Origin of the sequence: Peribacillus sp. NPDC076916, assembly GCF_050269675.1 — a bacterium.
Lineage (GTDB): Bacteria > Bacillota > Bacilli > Bacillales > DSM-1321 > Peribacillus > Peribacillus aracenensis.
In genome coordinates, this window is sequence record NZ_JBNNIU010000006.1 from 146413 (window position 1) to 163587 (window position 17175).

Genomic DNA, 17175 nt, shown 5'->3' on the forward strand with positions numbered 1-17175 from the left:
AGGCATTACTTAAGAATCCTTTTACATCTCCACCTGAGATGAAAATCCCCCCGCAAAGTTATTGTCCTATAATTGTAAACACGACCATTTCTTGAAGAACTGGATAAACTGATGCAACTTCTTCCATCGACATTTTCGAATGTGATATCAATAAATACGTTATTATGTATCTCTACTCCATCTAAACCAGAAATAAGAAATCCAGTACGACTAACCCTTTCAGCTCTATTTCCACTAACGTAATAATCCTTTGTATATCCTTTACGAAGAAATTATGCAACATCACCGTCATTTATATACACTACTTCCGTGGTTGTGTCATTTGCGGAATTATCTTTAATTGTAACGTTTTTATCTGCTTCTGGAACTCCATTGTCATATGTACCTTTACCAACAGGATTAGAGACGTATTCCCTATTCACAGATATCAAAGGTATTATTCTTGATCTAAGTATTTTCAAATTTGCAAGGTCGAATTCCTGCAAAAGTACAACCTTCAAATGTATGATCATTAATACGAACGTTTCTAATGAATCTATCCGGTGTATGTCCATGATTACCAACACCACAAGGATAAGCCGAGTTGTTTTTAATTGCTCCAAAATAGTAATCATAATTCGCTTCATTTTGTGCGGATTGTAATATATTTAATTCATGTTCTGATGCTTTTATTTCTGTTTCAGCATCATAAACAATCTTATTCAGAGTAAAGCTGAAGCCATCGGATTTACTATTGATTAGCGCCTTTATGCGGAATGGATATAAAATCTAAAATCATTTAAAATTAACCCGTATTTTATATTGACTAAACGTTCATTCAATAATAAAATAATACTGAAAATTCAGTGAAAAACGGAGGGGTTGCATTGGATTTACATTTTGAGATTACTGGCAGTGGTCATCCTGTTGTTCTTATTCATGGCGGTGGTGCTGATTTGAGGCAATGGACATTTTTGGCTTCTCTTTTATCTAAGGATTACAAAGTTATTGCTTTTGATGGACGTGGTGCTGGTAAATCACCATCCCCTATAAAACATGCAAACTATGTTGACGATGTTTTGGCATTAATGGATTACCTGGAACTTAATCAGGCAACGCTTATAGGTCATTCCATGGGCGGACAGATTGCAACTGATTTCGCCCTTAATCACCCTGAAAGAGTATCGAAACTTGTATTAATTGCTCCTTCTTTAACTGGTTTTCCCTATTCAAAGGACTTTGTACAATATCATGACAAAATATTGGAAAGTGCCCCCAATATAGATAAGATGTTGGATCTTGCCCTTCGTTCATCAACTTATCAAGTTGTAATCGATAGTCCGTACAAAGATCTCACTGTTCAAATGCTCAGGCATCATTTCGGGTGCATGCTTAAGTGGCCCGCTGATTTCTGCATGATATGGCCTCAGCCTCCAGCAATGGGACGATTAGAAGAATTGAAACCCGAAACTTTATTTTTTATCGGCAAAAAGGACTTGGCAGACAATTTTCGGGTTGCCGATTGTTTCCGCAAGGTTCCAAACATCCGTTTCATCGAACTGGAGGATGCCGATCATATGCTGCCCCTCACCCATTCTGAAGTTTTATATCAAGAATTCACTGCTTTTATGGAGGATTGAAGTTAAAATGCCACGTACACCCGAAGAGAATGACCGCATTCGCCAAGCATCCAAAGAAAAAATCCGTGCTGCAGCCATGGAGTTATTTATGAAACAAGGATATTACGCTACTTCTATAAGCGATATAGCCAAGAAGGCTGGGATTTCTAAAGGGTTACTGTATAACTATTACAAAGGAAAAGAAGAACTTCTTTCTGAAATGGTCGTGGCCAGAATCAAGGAAGTGGTTGAAGTCATGGAAGAAGCTTTCACCTTAAATACACCTCGTGAACAACTTGAACATATAGTCAATGGTGCTATTGATAATATCCACAAAAAACCGGAAGTCCACCGCTTCTATCTACACCTGCAAACTCAGCCAGAGGCTGATGAAGATTTGATAAAATACAGTCATCTCATAATTGAAGAAAATGCTAGACAATTTGAGTTTCAATGTAAGATATTTGAAAGTATGGGGGAAGAGGAACCAAGGAAACGATCGTTATACTTTTCATCTGTGCTACAGGGGATTATGTTGATGATTTCCACCTACCAACAAGGGTTTCCGGTAGAAGAAATAAAGAACAAGATTATAAGGGAGTTTTGTAACTAGTCTACCGTCTGACAGGCCATATCTTGAATAAAGATTAAATGAGGAACTGCAGCAACCGGGTGTTAAACCTTTGGGCATGAACCTGGAAATCACATATCCTGCTAGAATGAAAAAAAGGGGCTGACCGCAAAATGATGTTTCAGTCATCTTGGGCAGCCTTCTGAAAATTATTTTCTGAAAATTCCCCATTCACTTTTTTGTTTACCAACTTCTGCTTCCTTTCTAACATCTGTAAGCTCGTAGAGGACACCCTCGACTTCTGATAAATATTCATACTCCTCCACGATAAAAGAGGTAAAAATAACCTCCTTCCAGGGGAGGAAAGAAAAATGCTACAACAGCAATTAGAAATTATAGTAAATACCCGTTACTCAATTAATGAGGATGAAATCACGAAGAATGTAGCTGCATTATCAGCACCAGTATTCGGTGCTAAAGGAAAAGTCATTGGAGCTATTTCCATTTCCGGGCCTGTCTTTCGCTGGAATAAGGAATCGATGGAACAACATATCTCTTTATTGTTAAAAACTGCTGAAAGTATTTCAAAATCCTTATATTAAATTGATTTGGGTCGGATGATCCCATTATTAAAAAATCTCTTCAGAAACCTATCTGAAGAGATTTTTTAGTTTATTCGTGACGGCCGGTTTGAACTAAAACTACTATCACTGCTTAAAGGTATCCTCTGAATATATGAAGAAGTTACCCATTATCTTCTTTACATGTTCAACTATTATTTTACTAACAATATTCCGTCGGCAATCGGGCGTTCACCTGTTGCGTCAGATGGTCTTGTGACTCGATCAGCCCCAACTGTCATGGTCGTCGATCCGCCGCCGTCAAGATTGATGGCATTTACGGCTCCTAATGACTTCATGACTTTTGCACTTTCTTCAAAATTTGCCCCCACACTCCATCCGGGTGTGCGCCCATCGATGGTGACAAATAATAGATTTCCATTCTCTTTTATTCCTGCAAGCGTTCTCGGATTACGACGTTCCCCAAAACGATAATAAAACCCAGGATCTTCTTCCCAGTGAAATCCTTCCTCTACGGCATTAATAGAAATTTCTCCGTTTTCTAATAATCGAGGACCTCCGTTAATCATGCTAGTGGTTTGGTCTAATTTTAATGGCTCTCCATCCCCGATGATTTCACTTTTCACCTGAATCTTCATTCCTTGTTGGGCATGGTCACGAAGCCACTCTGCCGCTTCCCCCGTTCCTGCAAGTACAGAACCGCTGCTTGGAATCATTCCCCCACGATGGTTACGGATTTCCGCCACTTCCCCGGCATGATTCACTACCACTTCCACTCCATCGCCCGATTCCGTCTTTTCTCCAAATGCGGATGTATATTGGATAAGCTCACTTTCATCCATACAAGTATAATCATGTTTCGGCCGTTCTGTTGTCGTATCTCCTCCAACACCGCCACAATTGCGGATCAATCCCGGCTTACGATTTAATCCATCCACTTCCCTAACCGAACCATCAGATGAAGTAGCCTGAATGGACGTGGAAACAGATGCAATGTTGGCCTTCTCTTCAACAGAAGATAAAATCAGAGCTGAACGGCCATTTATCGCTTCACTGACAAGTTGACCTTTGCTGACGAATATACCGGCAAGATCGCCTGGTGTTCCATCCTTGGCTCCAACAACAAAGTATCCAGCATTAACTCCTGCAATGGCATCATTTCTATCAGCCATTTGGCTCAATGTTTCTTTTCCTATCACTGCGTCATTTGCTAATTCAGGCACCACATGCCCTTGAAATCGATCCTGATCCACTTCAAGTACGTTCACTACCCAAGGTCCTGTTGTTTTCTCACCGTCTTCACCCGTATAAACAGTCCGTAGACCCGAATATCCCTTAACCGATAACTTGTTTCTCATTTCGGCTGCATCCGCTTCCTGCTGATATTGGCCGATGCGAACAATGTATCCAAGTGGACCTTTTTCCCGGTCATCCAAGGCCCGATCCGGTTCCCTTATAATGCGGGCATTTTTGAAACCGTCTCTCTTTAAACCTGCCAACAATATCTTTGCCTGCTTCTGTGTTTCTACAAATGCCACATCCACTGTGAAATAGTCTTTAGAAGATGTTTCACCACGATTGATTTTGGTATACGTCAATCCAGGCGCTGGATTCATGGAAGTTCTTCGCTCATGCAAATAAGACGTTCCCAGCGGAAGCTCATGACTTTTCATTTTCACCTGTGATTGAACATTCAATTCTGCTTGAACTGGAGTTTCAGGAATCGCATTTACAATCATCCATGACGCTAGACTAATAGAGGCGATAGGCAAAATTGGCTTTTTCCATATTTTTTTCATATTTTTCCTCCAATAAAGTTATGTCCTCCTTTAACTTTATTGTCTAAATGTGATGGGAAATTAAAAAGACCATTATATTTCAGTCAATTTTAAGTGAACAAAAATGAGTATAAATGCTCGAAAAATATTACAATTCATATTTGTGAAAGGACAACTTTTGGATATTTTCTCTTTGCACTCAGTAAATAAACCTTTACTTTAACAAAGCCGAAACCTTGCCTTGCTACCTAATCAGTGGATAGTATAAGATAACACATGGGATTATCACTTTGGAGGTGAAATGTATGGAGACAGTAAAAAAGAACTTATTATTAATACCAACCATTTTGTCGGTTATCAATATTATCTGCCTTGCTTCATTCCTTAGTGGACTTAGTATCATGAACAATCCAATTTCAAGGATTTTAACAGATCTTGGTTTGCTTTGCCCAATTATTGCAACCTTATCATTCTTTTATTTAGTTATTAAAGTCAAGGGTATAAAGGATCCCACATTGAAGTACTTCCATATCGTAAATGCGGTCACATTTCTTGTCCCAGTATGTATTCTTACATTTCTTATACTACGTTTCTTGAACGATTGGGATATTCACTTTTAAAAAAACTGCTATTATAAAACCATTTTTTATTCAAACAAAAAAAGCCCTCATTTTTTAGGGCTTTTTTTCTAAGCCAATTTCATTTAAGCATTATCGTTTTATTTTCATTTATTATCCTAATAGTTTTGCAAAGGTATTTTTACCTGCAATACCGTCTGCAGGTATTCCCTTGGCCCTTTGAAATGCCTTAACCGCTATTTCCGTTCGGCTTCCAAAGATACCATCTATGCCATGTGGATTTTGCCCTTCCAAATAAAGTGCAGCTTGAAGAATATAGGTGATATTCCCTTTCGCCCCTTCCCTAACATTAGGTGAAGCCGCTTTTGTTTGGGGTCCCCATATTCCATCAACATTAATCTTTGCACCATATTGTTTATTCAATTCGGTTTGGAAACCCTTTTTCAAAGCTTTTTTAGTATTAGGACCATAATACCCATCCACATCTATCTTTGCATTATACCGGCTATTTAATGTCCTTTGGATGGACTTGATAGTCTGATTGCCGCTATCCTTTGCAGGCGTATCTTTTACAATGACATCCGATTCGACTTGTGTTGCTGGTGGAGTGGTTCCATTCACTTTTGATATCAGTTTAGGCTTTGTGCCCGCTTTTAATTGGGAATAAGTTAGTCCGTCCGTCATATCCAAGTGCGGATAATCTTTAAAGTTTGACCAATCCCCTCCCCATGCAAAGCCCATGGATTTACCAATGGCCGCTACCCGTTTCCATTTTGCATCAATTGTCCAAATGGCTTTCTTTCCATCATCGCTGACTATGAAATAATCAATGGCTAGTCCATAGTTATGGTAAGATTGACCTGGCATCGCATTGGTCACTCTCGGTTTCGATAAATCACTATAGTTTTTTCCATCGTAGGTATAACCCAGGCGTCCTTGACCGTATAACTTTGCTTGCTCTTCCATAGACCGATAACCTGCGCTGATTTGGACAAAAATGCCCTCTTCGTATGCCTGTTTAACCATTTCCAATGCTGATTCTTTTACGACTGGATGAATTCCGCTGCCCATATTCCTTTCCGAACGATTCAATAAAGTTTCTAATTTAACTGGCATTTTATCACCTCCTAATATGTTATGGCACTTATTAGGAAATGCTTGTACACCCCCCTTGACGTTACAAAAAAAAACGCCCTTTTAAGTGGACCTATTATGAATTCATCATCCATACAATTCTTGTAAAACAACAAAAGCACAACCCTTAATGGGGCTGTGCTTTTATTTTATAAAGGCTAATTTTGATTTTCTTTTTCTTTGTCAATAACTTTTATCAATTCATCCAGCTTTTCATTTCTTTCTTGATCTAATCTTGTCTTTGCATTGATGAATTTTATTACCTTAATTATGAAATAAACACTTAAAACGATAAGTCCCAGATAAAACAAAATCGGTATGATTGCAAAAATCCCTATTAAATTGCTGACGTGGTCCATTAACATCCCCTCCTAAATATAAAATATAGTATTATTATACAGGGAAAACAGGCTAAGAAGACCTCGTTCAAAAATTTAGGACGGGATTAAAATATAGTCGTATAATTTTCGATATGCATCCTTCACTGTACTTAAAAAATATAACATTAAAGTCGTTTAAAAATCTAAGTTTTATTCAAAAATAGCGCCTATTAACCAAAGTAATCTTCAAGTTCTAAATCATTTAATAATACATCAATGCTACGACTCCTGAATCATCCTCAGGTGGAATATTCATATCGAATATCCAGGGATTATTTATCAGAATCTCATAGCCTAAGTAATCGTGCTCAATATGTAACTGGGGATTTCACCAAGAGGTATGCCTACAATCCACCACTAATGTAAATATACTACTTAAATGAATAACAGAAACGGTTAATCAATAATATTAAACAACAAATTAATATTATTTATTTTTTTAATTGAAAATCTAAAATTAATTATTTATATTTTCAATTCCTTGTTATATAATCGAATCACACAAAAGAAAGGAATTTCATTATGGCTTATAAAGTAATCACAAATTGTCCTGTTTGCAGTGAAACATTGAAAATTACAAAGTTACAGTGCTCTCATTGTCACACCACGATTGAAAATGAGTTTGAATTATCTAAGCTGGCATCTTTATCAAAGGATCAACTTCATTTTGTGGAAGTATTTTTAACATGCAGAGGGAATATCAAAGAAGTTGAAAAGGAAATGGGGATTTCATATCCAACGGTTCGAGGCAAGCTAACAGACATCATTTCATCCCTTGGATATGTGCAGAAGAAGAAAAATGAAGTAGACGAGAAAAAAGTTGTCACCATGTTGGAAAATGGCGAAATCACACCAGAAGAAGCTATTAAGCTCTTAAAAGAGGAATAAGGAGGCATTTTTCATGAAAGAGGAAATTACAAGAGTGTTAACAATGGTTCAAGAAGGGAAGATTGATGCAGATAAGGGATCAGAACTGATTCAAGTATTAAAAGAGAAAGAAGAAACAGGTAATAAGCTTCTTGAAAAACCGACTAAATATTTAGATAAAACATTAAAAATTCGTGTTGTATCATCCGAAAATGATAACGTCACGGTTAATTTGCCTATAAAACTCGTCAAGGTCGTATTAATGGCTGGACACAGCATCGCAGCTAGTATTCCTCAATCGGAAAAATACGTTAAAGATATAAACATAAACCTTATTATTGAAGCAATCGAAAACGAATTAGATGGCCAGATAGTTGATATTAAATCGGCAAACGGGGATACCGTTTCGGTCATCATTGATTAGTGATTTGCTTATGATGCATGTAAAAGTGAAAGCAAAAGACGTTCGGTTTTCCATCCCAGTTCCATATGCTTTTTTAAACATTGTTATTTCAATTTTGTCTTCAAAATTTTTTCAGCAAAATGCAAACAAATGGACAAAAGAGCACTTCGAATGGAAAAAACTGGACTTTACCTTTCCGCTAATAGACAAAAAAACGCTAAAGCCTATCGTCAAGGAACTACAAAATTATAAAGGGATCGTGCTAGTAGATGTCAAAGCTAAGGACGGTACTGAGGTTAAGGTTAGACTGTAATTTAATATAGAATACACCTTCATTAAATTATCCTCCAATTAAAGGGGATTTGTGAATAAATGCACTAAAACAAACGTGCTTTAGGGGAATAAGGACATTTAATCAAACTTATAAAAATCTTATACTTAGGTAAAAAGTAATACTCCATTTTTGAATCAATCCTTTTTCAAAATGGGGTTTTTACATTTGCTATTAAATAAGCTTAAAACATATTTTTAATCGATCTTTATTTTAAGGTACTTATCGTGCAAAATATCATTATTTAGCCATCATGTTGGAGTGTTTTTTCATCTTTATATTTTCACTCATACACCCCATTCTAATCCATACCTGCATGTCCAAATAAAAAAGGCAGCCACAAGGACTGCCTCTGTTGAACAACTTTTACAGTTGCTTCATTCACTTAATGTTTACGGCGCTTGTCCTTTTTGCATTTGCATTTACATTTACAATGTTTCCCAGGGAACCATACTGTACTGGGATCATTGTCCACAAAACATTTTTCCTCAAAACAACAATTCATCTCCATCCTAACACCCTCCTTACTATTGTATATGCTTGGACTGGTGAAAGGTGTGGACAAGTTGCTAAAAGTTTAGAAGTGAATGCAGATTAATTGATTTTCCATGATTCTGCACAATTTCATAAGTATGAGGTGATTTTCGAATCTTTTATATACATATATGAAATTCTTCATCGTATTTGGCCATGCTTCCTTGTTTGCTTCATAGATGATTCCTGATTTCTTTTGTTCCAGCAAGAAAATCATATCACCAAATAATAAATTATACTTTGGCAGCCATGTTGGGTTTCTCCGGGGATGTATGCTTCAATTTTCATATTTCCAACTGTTAACAGTGTTGCCATTTTGTCCAGTGAAGGGTCAGGAATAGAATAGTTGAACTCTTTTGCCAATTTTGCATCCCCTTTCTATTTACATAATTATATTATGAGATATTAAAAGAAATGTCATATATATTTGAACTCAAATTTGGAACTATAACTATAGTACAGAAAGGAATAAATATCTTTCATAACTAAACATTTCAGATACAGGTGCTTATACAGGTTAGTGGCTCAAAAAATAAAAAATGGTAAGTACTGCCTTCTTCCGAAATATCTTTAATGGATAAATCTGTTGTTTTGAGTAAGGTCGCAGTTCTCTGTATTCTCTCATTTTGAACAAACTCCGAGTAACTTACACCTGATTCCAAGACTAATATTAGAACAAGTGCCAACCAAACATATGCAAATGACTCGCTGCATCAGTAAGTTTTTAAAGGTTGTATTGGATGATCCTTGATAAACAATTTCGCTATATTTAAAAGTGAAGAAGCCGTTTTAGGAAAGGTATGATGATTATCATCATGTAAATGAGAAACAAAGGTTTGCACTAACGAAAGAATGAGAAAATAAGCCAATTTTTTTAGCTTTTCTTCTGAAAAGGCTTGTTCGGTCTTTGTCGCTTGGATAAGCAGGGATTTCCAAATTAGCGTAGCCATCGTATCCTTCTAATATGTCAATTGAAAATGGTTCTGATCTATCAAAAATTCCTGACCTTACCTTGCCTCTCCTCCTTGGCTACCTTTAGACCAACTACCGGATAGTTTTTTCCTTCATTAATATATGAGTACCCTACTCCTCCATTAGTGTCATAGCTTTTCTCCAACCAGCCTCAAACATATTTCTACAAGTAGATTGACAGTTTGGTTCACCGAGTTTGGCAATCTTCCGGAAGTTATTGACAATGATTATCATTCCTATTAATATGTTGATGTAGTAATTGAAAATGAATATCATTATTAATTACACGCATTTTTTTGATATAATTTTTTTATGTATCAATACCGATTAATCCACCCAAAATTTTTATTCCGCATGATGAAGAAGAATTGAAAAAAATTAGAGACTGACTATTCAAGAAAGGAATAACATCTCCGCTCATATGACAGAAAATATTGAAGAAAAGACCAAGTGAACTTATGAAAGGTCTTTTCTAAATAGTGATAGTAAGTTTTCAGAGACTGAAAGTTAGTAAAATGTTAGCATTCCACTCTCATCTTACTCCAAAACCCGGTCATACCAAGGGTTCTAGGCGATGATTACATCACAATCGAAGAAAACAGGGCTAAAAAATCTTATCATATAAACACTTTCTAAAAAATTCATCACCAATAATCTTTAATAACTTTAAAATTACACGAGGACAAAGCCGGGGACAAATTAAAAGGTCTGGTATTACGAGTATTTAAACATTAATAAAGATCAAAGAGCCTAAGCTTCTTTGATCTTTTTATATATAAATAATCTTCTTCATTAAGCAAGTTTTTGTAGCTTCCGAAACAAGAAATCGTTTGTAAGCCTCTTCACCCTTTTGCCCTTTAGGTGCAATCAATAACGTTTGACTTGCAAAACTTAATGGCTTATTACGGTCTTATGCTACCTCATTCTAAATCAAGCATGGCCTTGGTCAAAAAAAGCTTCAGATTTAATCCCTAAAAGGGACCTTATCCTAGTAACTGGGATCGGTTCTCAGCATCCCCATTATGAAAGCTTTTGTCCTATTGATAATTCGTTGATCCCATGCCCTTAATTTTTGTTTTAACATGTATGTTTATTTTGGATTTTGCTAGATTTCCCCCCCAGTCATCTTGTACTTTTTTCCACTCTTGATAGGTGTAGGCTCTTGCATACAGACCAAGTCCTAGAGGATCAATTTGAGCTTTTTGTATTTTCTGAATTAATCGGTTGAATTCATTCTCAAGCTCATTTGTAATGCTTTTTTCAAGCTTTGCATAATCTTTTCGGACATCGAATGGAAAGAGTTGTTCGGATAGCGAGATTTGTAAATCTACATTTATATCAAATACAAAGCGTCCATTGAACTTTACTTTCTTCTTTACTTTCAAATCTGAAATGGAGAAGCTGATGTATGGTTTGCCCTTACTGGAGGATTCCATAGAAACCGGAATAGTTATGGAATAATCACCTTTTTGTTTACCTTCTAAAACATTTAATAATTGATTTTCTTCAGGTGTTATTGTTATTTTATACTGGCCGGACTGAGCTAGCAGTGCGGAACCTGTTAGCTCGATTCTTTTTTTCTTTTTGATTTGGGTGATCCACGCCGTTCTCCCTTTGTCCTTCATTTGTCTGTGAAAATCCTGGAGGGTCGTATCTTTCACAATATTCCTCTTGGAGGCAGCATCAATTAAACTTGTTAAATATAGAGATAGTCGCGGTTTATCTGCTGGTTTATTGAAAATAACATCTGCAACAGATCCATCTACAGCCACAACACGCGCGGTTACTGTATTTTTAGGATCTCTGAAGAAAGGATCGAGATAGTCAAACCAATCCTTCTTTTTAAGCAGTCGTTTTCCCACCAAAAACACTTGCGTTTTACTTCCTGATGTTAATCCTATTACCCTCGCATCAAATTTTTCTCTTGAATGTCGGAGGGTATATGATTTAACTTCATACACTTCTTCCTTATCTTTTGCCTCTTTACTAAATATCGGGCTTGACATATACACTAATAAATTATCCTCTTCATCTAAATCGAGGCCTAAAATAAGTGAGACGCTAACTTCCTCTATTGGTGTTGCATCCATACACCCAGAGAGTATCATTACAAGGATTAAAAGACACAATCCTATTTTTCGGCTCATGAAAATCTCCTCCGTGAAAATTTCTCATATCCCCAACTGTAAATCCATAAAAAAACGGGAAACACATATGCTACCGCAATCCCGGCTTTCGAAGCCCATTTTTGCCAGATTGTTACTTGCATCCATGTTGGTTGAACAAAAAATGTGCCCACGACAAGTAAACCTAATAAAACGGGCACATATAAACTATGATCCTGCTTATTCATTAATTGACTGAAACTAAAGACCGTACAGTACATGTACAAGATCCAGGCTCTTGAGGAAAAAAGGATCAAAATATTCAATATAACCACGTCAAGACGTTCAATAAACCGGAATTCAACCACTTTGAGCATACTTAGGACAGGCTGATTAAAACCGGTAATGCTATCCGGACTAAAGAACACAAAACAGCTAATGGTTACAAAGAGATAAAAGAACATCGATAGGGTGTTGGCAATAATAATTCCATGAATGGCATATTGCTTTTTCTTTAAGAAAGGATAAAAGAAAAAGACAAGTTCAAACCCTAGGAACGAATAAATGACCGGCGGCACGGTAGCTGAAATTGACGTCCAACCAACTTTAAACAATGGAAGTAAATTCAAGAAACTTCCATCTTTTAATGGAATCAAAAAAATTACCGGGAGCCACATCGTCATATAGAAAATCAATTCATTATATCTTCCAATAACACGGAGACCATTCCTGACTATAAATAATACCGGGATTGAAAATAACAACACAATTAAGTAGTCAGGTGTATTGGGAAGAAACCATGCTTTTATAAAAAGAAAAGTGTTAATAAATATCATCAAAGAAAAGCATAAAGTGTATCCAAGAATAATGAAAATAGCCACTTTACCTAGTATTTTCCCGAAAAATCGGATAAGAAGATTGTAAAGCGTGTCATTTGGGTACTTCTCAGCCGTTTTCACCATAATAATACTGGCAGCAACGCTTAATATCCAACCAATGATGAGGCCCATCCAGCCGTCTGTTCCAGCCTTTTCGGCAACAACTTTAGGAAGCGACAAAAAACCGACCCCCATTTGGGTCCCAACAATTAAAAAAATATATTGCATTAGGGTGATTTCATTATGAGTGTATTTTTTCATTTTCCTCACCTTATCTTTTAGGCTTTCCCTGACGATTGGATTGAATGGTCCTTACACTTTTTGGTCGTGTAATCATTTTCCATAAAGGAAAACGAATAAATGAGTCCTTCATATCAGCAAACCGGACAGGAGCTAATGGGCTTGCATACGGAGTTCCCAGCGATTCAAGACTAATTAAATGGGCAATCAACGTCATGGCACCAATCATGATTCCGGTACTTCCAAACATGACTGCTAATAACATCATGGGAAATCGCAGCATTCGGATAGCCGTCCCCATGTCATAACTTGGAATGATAAATGAGCCGATTGCCGTTGCAGAAACGACAATCACCATAATATTGCTTACTATCCCCGCCTGAACAGCTGCCTGTCCGATCACAATTCCTCCCACAATTCCAACCGTTTGGCCTATTGGAGCCGGAAGACGAACGCCTGCTTCTCTCATCATTTCAATGGTAACCTCCATCAGGAGTGCTTCTATGATTGGCGGAAAGGGCACAACCACCCGTGATTCGGCTATGGATAAAAAAAGTTTTAAAGGAATGACTTCGTAATTATAAGATATAATGGCTACATATGTTGCAGGTAGAAATAATGTAATCATAAAAGCGAAAAAGCGCAGCAACCGTATCAATGATGCAGCTAACCAGCGTGTGCTGTAATCATCAACACTCTGAAGAAAAGACATTAATGTTACCGGAGCAATTAAAACAGATGGCGAACGATCGACGATAACGGCAAATCGACCTTGAAGAATTTGTGAAGCTGTTGCGTCCGGCCTCTCGGTTAATATAAACTGAGGAAACGGGGAATATGGGTTATCTTCAATGAGTTCAGATAGTTCACCGGTATTAATTACCACGTCCATTTGAATTTGTTTGATTCTGTCTTCAAGTTCCTGCAGTACTTCTTCTCTAGCAACATCCCCCAAATAAACGATAAAAACCTTTGACTTTCCGCGAACACCGACTGTAAGTTCCTTTATGATCAATTCTCGGTTAGGAATATACCTTCGCAACATTGCTACATTCTGACTTCCGGTCTCTACAAATCCCTGGTGGGCACCTTTCAGTGATGTTTCTAACTTCGGATCTTCAATCGCTCTTTGAGGCCATCCTTTTGTATCCAAAAGAAACGCTTTAGTTTCCCCTTGGATGAATAAGGCGCTGTCACCTGTAAAAAGTGCATTTTCAACGGATTTCCATGAATGGACGTCTTCAACATCCCCTACAGTTGTAGGCAATCCCTTCTTCGGATCAAAAGAGGATTGCATCAAGGCACTTAGAACGTTATTGCTTATTGAATTTTTATCTGTTAAACCATCTACGTATACTAAAGCTGCATTTGTTCCCTTTCCGGCGAATTCGAAGTGGCGAATCACCAAATCCGGAGCATGGTGAAACATCTGCTGAAGTACTTGTATATTCATCGATAAATCAGGATACAGCGGAAAATGATCTATCGAACTAAGTTTTTCTGAATAAACAGTTTGGTTTGTTTGCTGGTATTTTGAATAACGTTTCCTCTTAAATAAACCGGAGAAAAAAATATGAAACTCCCCCCTTTCTCTCAGATTTATCATTTCTCGCATAAGAAGAAATATACTCTATGCTGTAAAAAAATTAGACTATGACGGAAGCAAGTAAACGTACAGCAGTTTGGAACAAAATGGAGTTTAACTTTAAAATTGTAAATTAAACACCTATAAGAATAAAGAAAGCCTACGATCCTTGCTATTTAAGGAAGTAGGCTTTCTTTTATTTCAGTTATTTTTTGGCTTTCTCTATTTTTCAAATGGAATTCGGGGTTCTTCGTCTTGATATATGGAATAAGTCGTTCCTGCGCTTTCTATTTCTAAGTATTGTTATTACTGCAAGCAAACAGATAGGCTTGTATATCAAGTACGGACACATACTCCAAAATAGTAGGGGAACATTCAACCTTTATTTTTATCCATTTTAAGTTGCGCTAAGCATCAATCCCTATGCTATCGCTCTCTCCCTTCTATACCATCTCAATTTACGCTAGTTTTTTTTCATTTGTCGTATTTAGATGTTTTTCTTCTATTTAATAGATTACATTCCTGTTTTCGTCAATATAGAGTTTTTTCTATGCTTTAAGCAGATTTCCGGCAATTACAAGACGCTGAATCTCTTGCGTCCCTTCATAGATTTGGGTGATTTTAGCATCTCTCATATAACGTTCTACCGGGTATTCCCTTGTGTAGCCATATCCGCCAAATACTTGAACAGCCTCCACCGCTACTTCCATGGCGGTGTCTCCAGCAAATAGTTTGGACATTGCAGATTGAAGTCCGTAAGGAATTCCTTGATCCTCACACCATGCTGCCTGATACGTCAATAAACGGGCAGCTTGGATTTTTGTGGCCATATCGGCTAATTTGAATTGAATAGCTTGAAGTGAGCTAATCGGTTTGCCAAATTGGACGCGATCCTTTGCAAATGTTACAGCATTATCAAATGCTCCTTGAGCGATTCCAACAGCTTGGGAAGCGATTCCGTTCCGACCGCCGTCGAGAGTCTTCATGGCAATCTGGAACCCTTCACCCACTTGCCCCAAAAGATTGTCCTTTGGAACGCGGCAGTCCTCAAAAATGATCTCTGTCGTGGCGGATGAGCGAATTCCCATCTTTTTTTCCTTCTTTCCTACAGAGAAACCTGGGAAGCCCTTTTCCACAATAAACGCAGAAATGCCTTTATGCTTTAGTGCCGAGTTGGTCTGTGCGAAAACGATATAAGTGTCGGCATAGCCTCCGTTGGTGATAAAAATCTTCGATCCGTTCAAAACCCATTCATCTCCGTCTAGAACGGCTGTTGTTCTCATTCCACTGGCATCAGATCCGGATCCAGATTCCGTCAAGCAATACGCACCCATGTTTTTTCCTTCCGCCATGGCCCGCAAATATTTTTGCTTTTGATGTTCCGTTCCAAACTTGTAAATCGGCCATCCGGCTAACGATGTATGTGCGGAAAGTGTGGTCCCAATTGAAGCGTCCACCCGAGACAATTCCTCCACCACGATCACATAACTCAAGTAATCGGCACCTGCACCTCCGTACTCTTCTGGCCAAGGAATGCCGCATAAACCAAGTTCCGCCATCTTGTGCCAAATCTTGATATCAAAGTATTCCTCTTCATCACGTTGAGCCGCAGTAGGTTCACATTCATTTAGAGCAAACTCTCGCACCATTTTTTGCATCATTTGATGTTCCTTAGATAATAAAAAATTCATCATTAGTCCCCTTTTTTGATTTTGTTATTCCAAACAAGATATTATCTGAAAAACTATGTAAGCTATATGATCGTAAATCTATAAAGATAATACTTTTAAAAACTCCAACTCTTCCAAGGATAGGACCTTAATGCTATTTACACTTTTTGTTCGATAATCTTCCGGGTATAGATGGTTACCCATTTCCTTGGCAGCAATCCCACAGATTTAGCCATGAGTTTATTTTTAAAGCCTGGAATGATCACAGTTTTATTCTTCATTAACCCTTCAAATCCGCACTTGGCAACAGCTTGCGGTTCTATTAAGTTCTTAATGAAAATTTTTGTTCTTGTTGAAGCCAACCCTTGCGTGAGCGGCGTTTTGGTAGAAGGGGGACATAATACAGAAGCTTGAACTCCGGTTCCTTTAAGTTCTTCCGCAATTGCTTCCGTAAAGAATAAGACGTAAGATTTGCTGGCCCCATACATCGACATCCGTGGAGTTGGCTGAAAGGCTGCTGTTGAAGCCACGTTTAAAATTTTACCTTGCTTTCGTTTCACCATGTCATCCGCAATAAGTCTAGTTAAATACGTGAGCGAGATCATGTTGAGTTGCAGGTATTCCATTTCTTTTTGAATATCCAATTCGGTCATCAACCCTAATCCGCCAGATCCAGCATTGTTAATCAAAATATCGATGTCTATTCCTTCGCTTTTCAAGTATCGATGCAAGCTCTCTACCGTTGTATGGCTGCTCAAATCGCCGGCAAAAGTATTCACTTGCACGCCATATTCCTTTTTTAAACTCTCGGCTTGTTGTTCCAACAAAGCCGAGTCTCTGGCAACTAATACCAAGTTATAACAATGCTCTGCAAAAACTTTTGTGAATTCATATCCGATCCCTTTTGTAGCACCAGTAATCAAAACCGTCTCTGCTGTCATTTATCATAATTCCTCCCAGCATTATTATC

18 protein-coding genes are annotated in these 17175 nt (G+C 37.6%); 7 read left to right on the forward strand and 11 right to left on the reverse strand.

From position 1 onward, the window contains the following. Positions 1 to 272 precede the first annotated feature (272 nt). Positions 273 to 485, reverse strand: a complete 213-nt coding sequence (locus tag ACQKFG_RS18745) for a hypothetical protein (RefSeq protein WP_349730077.1) — start codon at positions 483 to 485, stop codon at positions 273 to 275. Between the two features lie 381 nt (positions 486 to 866). Here ACQKFG_RS18745 and ACQKFG_RS18750 point away from each other — a divergent pair, with 381 nt between their 5' ends. The 3 genes from ACQKFG_RS18750 to ACQKFG_RS18760 all read left to right on the forward strand — a co-directional run bounded on the left by ACQKFG_RS18750 (position 867) and on the right by ACQKFG_RS18760 (position 2771). Beyond that, positions 867 to 1619 carry an alpha/beta fold hydrolase gene (locus ACQKFG_RS18750; RefSeq protein ID WP_427561572.1) on the forward strand — a complete coding sequence of 251 codons (753 nt, stop codon included), beginning with the start codon at positions 867 to 869 and terminating at the stop codon, positions 1617 to 1619. Positions 1620 to 1626: 7 nt separating this feature from the next. Beyond that, a complete protein-coding gene (locus tag ACQKFG_RS18755; RefSeq protein WP_427561575.1) occupies positions 1627 to 2211 on the forward strand; it encodes a TetR/AcrR family transcriptional regulator in 585 nt (194 codons plus the stop codon). Positions 2212 to 2540: 329 nt separating this feature from the next. Then, positions 2541 to 2771 carry an IclR family transcriptional regulator domain-containing protein gene (locus ACQKFG_RS18760; protein ID WP_427561578.1) on the forward strand — a complete coding sequence of 77 codons (231 nt, stop codon included), beginning with the start codon at positions 2541 to 2543 and terminating at the stop codon, positions 2769 to 2771. A gap of 173 nt (positions 2772 to 2944) precedes the next feature. Here the strand turns inward: ACQKFG_RS18760 and ACQKFG_RS18765 are convergent, their stop codons facing one another. Next, complete coding sequence (locus ACQKFG_RS18765) at positions 2945 to 4549, reverse strand: phosphodiester glycosidase family protein (protein WP_427561581.1); 1605 nt, start codon at positions 4547 to 4549, stop codon at positions 2945 to 2947. A gap of 284 nt (positions 4550 to 4833) precedes the next feature. Here ACQKFG_RS18765 and ACQKFG_RS18770 point away from each other — a divergent pair, with 284 nt between their 5' ends. Next, on the forward strand, positions 4834 to 5148 hold the full coding sequence (locus ACQKFG_RS18770; RefSeq protein WP_427561584.1) for a hypothetical protein: 315 nt from the start codon (positions 4834 to 4836) through the stop codon (positions 5146 to 5148). Between the two features lie 111 nt (positions 5149 to 5259). On the opposite strand, the gene ACQKFG_RS18775 is transcribed toward ACQKFG_RS18770, so the two are convergent. Continuing rightward, entirely contained in the window at positions 5260 to 6222 is a 963-nt protein-coding gene (locus ACQKFG_RS18775) for a peptidoglycan-binding protein (protein ID WP_427561587.1), read from the reverse strand. 176 nt (positions 6223 to 6398) lie between these two features. Further along, complete coding sequence (locus tag ACQKFG_RS18780; protein ID WP_427561590.1) at positions 6399 to 6599, reverse strand: hypothetical protein; 201 nt, start codon at positions 6597 to 6599, stop codon at positions 6399 to 6401. A gap of 543 nt (positions 6600 to 7142) precedes the next feature. Here ACQKFG_RS18780 and ACQKFG_RS18785 point away from each other — a divergent pair. From ACQKFG_RS18785 to ACQKFG_RS18795, 3 genes are read left to right on the forward strand one after another with little or no spacing between them, the layout of a single operon-like run. Next, a complete protein-coding gene (locus tag ACQKFG_RS18785; protein WP_192204677.1) occupies positions 7143 to 7508 on the forward strand; it encodes a DUF2089 domain-containing protein in 366 nt (121 codons plus the stop codon). Between the two features lie 13 nt (positions 7509 to 7521). Further along, on the forward strand, positions 7522 to 7911 hold the full coding sequence (locus tag ACQKFG_RS18790; RefSeq protein WP_192204676.1) for an SHOCT-like domain-containing protein: 390 nt from the start codon (positions 7522 to 7524) through the stop codon (positions 7909 to 7911). Positions 7912 to 7921: 10 nt separating this feature from the next. Next, complete coding sequence (locus ACQKFG_RS18795) at positions 7922 to 8203, forward strand: hypothetical protein (RefSeq protein ID WP_427561595.1); 282 nt, start codon at positions 7922 to 7924, stop codon at positions 8201 to 8203. A gap of 765 nt (positions 8204 to 8968) precedes the next feature. Here the strand turns inward: ACQKFG_RS18795 and ACQKFG_RS18800 are convergent. The 7 genes from ACQKFG_RS18800 to ACQKFG_RS18830 form a co-directional block, all read right to left on the reverse strand. Continuing rightward, positions 8969 to 9118, reverse strand: coding sequence for a hypothetical protein (locus tag ACQKFG_RS18800; RefSeq protein WP_427561598.1), 150 nt, complete (start codon positions 9116 to 9118; stop codon positions 8969 to 8971). 350 nt (positions 9119 to 9468) lie between these two features. Continuing rightward, on the reverse strand, positions 9469 to 9705 hold the full coding sequence (locus tag ACQKFG_RS18805; protein WP_427561601.1) for a hypothetical protein: 237 nt from the start codon (positions 9703 to 9705) through the stop codon (positions 9469 to 9471). Between the two features lie 1059 nt (positions 9706 to 10764). Beyond that, on the reverse strand, positions 10765 to 11874 hold the full coding sequence (locus ACQKFG_RS18810) for a Ger(x)C family spore germination protein (protein WP_427561604.1): 1110 nt from the start codon (positions 11872 to 11874) through the stop codon (positions 10765 to 10767). Further along, positions 11871 to 12971: a GerAB/ArcD/ProY family transporter gene (locus tag ACQKFG_RS18815; protein WP_427561606.1), complete on the reverse strand. Its 1101-nt coding sequence runs from the start codon at positions 12969 to 12971 to the stop codon at positions 11871 to 11873. The genes ACQKFG_RS18810 and ACQKFG_RS18815 overlap by 4 nt, the downstream gene beginning before the upstream one ends. 10 nt (positions 12972 to 12981) lie before the next feature. Continuing rightward, complete coding sequence (locus tag ACQKFG_RS18820) at positions 12982 to 14556, reverse strand: spore germination protein (RefSeq protein WP_427561609.1); 1575 nt, start codon at positions 14554 to 14556, stop codon at positions 12982 to 12984. A 527-nt stretch (positions 14557 to 15083) separates the two neighbouring features. Continuing rightward, on the reverse strand, positions 15084 to 16226 hold the full coding sequence (locus ACQKFG_RS18825) for an acyl-CoA dehydrogenase (RefSeq protein WP_427561612.1): 1143 nt from the start codon (positions 16224 to 16226) through the stop codon (positions 15084 to 15086). 137 nt (positions 16227 to 16363) lie between these two features. Next, positions 16364 to 17146 (reverse strand): SDR family NAD(P)-dependent oxidoreductase, encoded by a 783-nt coding sequence (locus tag ACQKFG_RS18830; protein WP_427561615.1) that lies wholly within the window; start codon positions 17144 to 17146, stop codon positions 16364 to 16366. Between the last annotated feature and the right edge of the window lie 29 nt (positions 17147 to 17175).